Raw genomic sequence first — 3,240 nt, forward strand, 5'->3', positions numbered from 1 at the left:
TTTTACAGCATACTGTTAAGAGACTTCATCTGGAAAAACATACTTACTTTATCAACCAGTATCTGCCTTTAGATGAGCTGCTAGATTATCTTCAGCTTACCAATATCTATCTTTTCACTTCTAAAGACAGAAACCAGGCAGTAAGTGGTACTTTTTCCTATGCCATCAGCTGTGGCTGCCCTATTGTTTCCACCCCTATTCCACATACTCTGGAAGTATTAAATGAAGACCTGGGAATTATTATTGATTTTGAAGCTCCAAAACAGCTTGCTGCTGCCGTGAATACATTACTGAAAAATGAAACCGCACAGGAAAAATTACGATCAAATAGTTTGGAAAAAATGGCTCCCACAGCCTGGGAGAATTCTTCTATTTCACATGCCCTATTATTTCAAAAATACAGCAAAAACAACATGACATTACATTATACATTCCCTATCATTAATCTCAGCCATATCAAAAATATGACAACGGATTTTGGGATAATCCAGTTTTCTAAAATCAATAAACCTGATATCAATTCCGGGTATACTTTGGACGATAATGCCCGTGCTATGATTGTAGCCTGCAGACATTATGAGCTAAGCAAAGATGAATCTGACCTTGATTTAATCTCCACTTACCTGAAGCTTATTAAGTTTTGCCAGCAGCCGGATGGAAGCTTCCTCAATTATATAAATCAACACAAGGAATTTACACAACAGAACTATGAGACCAATCTTGAAGATTCCAATGGAAGAGCTATCTGGGCACTGGGATATCTTCTTTCAATAAAAACAATCTTACCACAACAGTTTTCTGATGAAGCTGAGTCCATCATTGAAAAAAGTCTTCCACCAATTGATAAAATTCATTCTACCCGAGCAATGGCTTTTGTTATAAAGGGATTACATTATCAAAATTCTGAAAATAATATTTCATTATTGAAAAAGCTGGCCAATCGGTTGGTAAAAATGTATCAGCATGAAAAACATAAAGACTGGCATTGGTTTGAAAGCTACCTGACCTATGGAAACAGTGTACTCCCTGAAGCTTTATTGTGTGCATGGATCACAACCAAAGACGAAATGTATAAACAGATTGCTAATGAATCATTCAAGTTTTTGCTCTCTAAAATATTTATTAAGGGAGGCATCAAAGTAATATCCAACAAAGGATGGCTGCAAAAAGAAACGATTAATAGTCCGGAATCAATTGGTGGTGAGCAGCCTATTGATGTTGCTTATACCATACTGGCCTTATCTACATTCTACAAGATTTTTAAGGATGAAAAATATTTGCAGATGATGATAAATGCTTATAGTTGGTTTTTAGGAAAAAATCATTTACATCAAATTATTTATAACCCTGCAACAGGAGGATGTTATGATGGACTTGAAGAGAAAAATGTTAATCTCAATCAGGGAGCGGAATCAACAGTAAGCTATCTCATGGCAAGACTCTGTTTTCCAAAATAACAACGCTTAATTATCGCTGTATTTATAGATTAATCAACAGTAGTTTATGGAACTATCGTAATAAAAAAGTAAATAAAAAAAATAGCAATCAATACAATTCCCTGCATGATATTGGTTCTGCCTGTTGCCAGTGAAACGGTAATAATAAAAAGCGACAGCCCTAAAAGTATTGTTGATTTGATATCTATTCCCAATGTCATTCTTATACCGGTTATTACAGATATAATGGCAACTGCGGGAATGCTTAGCCCGATACTTGCCAAAGCTGAAGCAAAAGCCAGATTTAATGAGGTTTGGATCTGATCACTTTTTGCAGCTCTGAATGCAGCCAATCCTTCCGGAAGGAGAACAATACCAGCAATAATGATACCTACAAGAGACCTTGGAACACCAACCGAAACAACTATATGTTCAACGTCCTTTGAAAGAAGTTTTGCCAGTAAAACCACTATTCCTAAGGATAATATTAACAATATACAACTGATATACAATTGTTTTTTGGAAATCATTTCATGATTATTTTGTCCAGGCAGATTCTTGGATAGTTTATTTTGTGGAGAAATGAAAAAGCTTCGATGTCTAAAAGTTTGGATCATGGTAAATCCAAGATAAAGTCCTAAAGAAATCAAGGCGATAAAAAGCAGTTGGAAGGACGTATATTCACCTCCGAGATGACTTACCGTATAATTGGGAAGAATAAGCACAAAAATAATAACAGAGGTAAGCGTAATGAGTGCTGTACTTACCCCCTTGCAATGTAAAGCTCTGTTCTCTATATCTTAAGGATCCTATCACAATACAGCTTCCAATGATTCCCGTAAGGATTATCATCACTGCTGCAAAAACCGTATCTCTGGCAAGAATGATGGTTTCTAAACCTTTCGCTCCCATCATAACAGAAATAATAAGCCCAACTTCGATGACCGTAATGGCAAATACCAGAGGTAAAGCTCCAAATGGTTCCCCCAAACGATGGGCAATACCTCAGGAATGATACACCGCAGCTAAAACACTTCCCATCAAAAATAAAGTAAGAATCACAGAGTAATACCCTGAAGAAAAAACAGAATTTCCAACATAAGAGAGCCACGCCAGAATAGGAATCAAAAACGTCCATATCCCTAAATATTTTTTTATATTCATAAAAGCATTAATAATTTTTACAATTGAATTGCCCTCTGGAAAAAATAAACAGGTTATATTTTCTTTTCAAAACAGTCTTATTAATGGTTTGAAGCAGACTAGAGATGAAAATATACCCGAAAATATTGAATAATGAAAAGAAGAGAATATACCGGAATCAAGAGTCCGGATTATCAGTTCAACGTATTTATTCTGCAAGATAGTAATAATCAATGACTTATTTAGAATTATATATCAATATTTTAAGTTTATAATCATTTTCTAAGGCTTAATAACTTCCATTACTTCAAATACTGATTTTATGATCAACAGTATTTCAGATGCTCAAAACAAGCTGCAATTTTTTTAAAGTGTGATATCTGTAACATAAAAGAAACAATCTGTAATACAATAGATTATTAAACTCCCAACTTTGTACTGTAGCAATGACGTTACACTAAAATCTAATTTATGAACACAAACCAAAACAAAGGCGACAACTCTTTCAAAATTCCGGGAGACTGGAATGAACAGTCAAAGCAACTGAAAGAAAAATTTTCAACATTAACGGATAACGATCTGAAACTTGAAGAAGGCAAAGAAAAGGAAATGCTGGAAAGAGTCGGAAACAGATTAAGAAAAAACCGTGAAGAGGTTATCA

Annotated in this window: 5 protein-coding genes; 2 read left to right on the forward strand and 3 right to left on the reverse strand. The window is 34.8% G+C overall.

Going from position 1 to position 3,240, the window contains the following annotated elements:
- A partial coding sequence (locus CHRY9293_RS18250) for a glycosyltransferase (protein ID WP_162034285.1) occupies positions 1-1,457 on the forward strand: 1,457 nt, incomplete at its 5' end.
- A gap of 44 nt (positions 1,458-1,501) precedes the next feature.
- Here CHRY9293_RS18250 and CHRY9293_RS18795 read toward each other — a convergent pair.
- The 3 genes from CHRY9293_RS18795 to CHRY9293_RS18805 are packed head-to-tail and all read right to left on the reverse strand — an operon-like array spanning position 1,502 to position 2,600.
- On the reverse strand, positions 1,502-2,161 hold the full coding sequence (locus CHRY9293_RS18795) for a calcium:proton antiporter (protein WP_228455596.1): 660 nt from the start codon (positions 2,159-2,161) through the stop codon (positions 1,502-1,504).
- Positions 2,118-2,426 (reverse strand): hypothetical protein, encoded by a 309-nt coding sequence (locus CHRY9293_RS18800; protein WP_228455597.1) that lies wholly within the window; start codon positions 2,424-2,426, stop codon positions 2,118-2,120. Before CHRY9293_RS18800 ends, CHRY9293_RS18795 begins: the two co-directional genes overlap by 44 nt.
- A 15-nt stretch (positions 2,427-2,441) precedes the next feature.
- Complete coding sequence (locus CHRY9293_RS18805) at positions 2,442-2,600, reverse strand: hypothetical protein (protein WP_228455598.1); 159 nt, start codon at positions 2,598-2,600, stop codon at positions 2,442-2,444.
- Between the two features lie 450 nt (positions 2,601-3,050).
- On the opposite strand from CHRY9293_RS18805, the gene CHRY9293_RS18260 reads away from it, so the two are divergent.
- The coding region (locus CHRY9293_RS18260; protein WP_162034286.1) for a hypothetical protein at positions 3,051-3,240 on the forward strand (190 nt) is incomplete at its 3' end.

Source organism: Chryseobacterium potabilaquae (genome assembly GCF_902728265.1).
Lineage (GTDB): Bacteria > Bacteroidota > Bacteroidia > Flavobacteriales > Weeksellaceae > Chryseobacterium > Chryseobacterium potabilaquae.

Excerpts from the sequence above, each read along its gene's own strand:
- CHRY9293_RS18805 (WP_228455598.1), bottom strand. The coding sequence starts at position 2,600 with ATGAATATAAAAAAATATTTAGGGATATGGACGTTTTTGATTCCTATT.